The organism is Roseateles sp. P5_B10 (genome assembly GCF_056400485.1).
This window is the reverse complement of sequence record NZ_JBFULE010001698.1, coordinates 1-550: the sequence shown is the minus strand read 5'-3', so window position 1 is coordinate 550 and position 550 is coordinate 1. Positions and strand designations below refer to the sequence as shown.

The 550-nt window shown below is 62.2% G+C and carries 1 protein-coding gene; it reads left to right on the top strand.

Annotated features, from left to right (window positions below):
* Window positions 1-80: 80 nt before the first annotated feature.
* Window positions 81-550 (top strand): thiamine pyrophosphate-binding protein (locus tag AC1DU6_RS35410; protein ID WP_477863269.1); only part of this gene is annotated, 470 nt, incomplete at its 3' end.

Here is a 550-nt window from a genome sequence, read left to right as displayed (position 1 = left end):
GACGAGCCCCCCGAACAATGGTTCATCAGCCCCGAGATCGAGAAACCGAAATTGCGAACCAAATCAAACGGAGTGAGACGATGAACGGTGCGGAAAGCCTGGTGCGGACATTGGTCGCGGGCAATGTGGATGTCTGCTTTGCCAATCCGGGAACGTCGGAAATGCATTTCGTTGCGGCGCTCGACCGCGTGGAAGGCATGCGCTGCGTGCTCGGCCTGTTCGAAGGCATCGTGACCGGCGCCGCCGACGGCTATTTCCGCATGAAGGGCACTCCGGCCTCGACACTGCTGCATCTCGGCCCCGGCCTCGCCAACGGCCTTGCCAACCTGCACAACGCCAAGAAGGCCAATTCGGGCATCGTCAACATCGTCGGCCAGCACGCCGTCTATCACATCGAATATAACGCGCCGCTGACCTCGGACATCGAGGGCCTCGCCCGTCCGATGTCGCAGTGGGTGCACACCTCGCCGGATTCCAAGTCGGTGGCCAAAGACGGCGCCGCAGCAATTGCCGCCGCCAAGGATCGCCAGATTGCCACGCTGATCCTGCC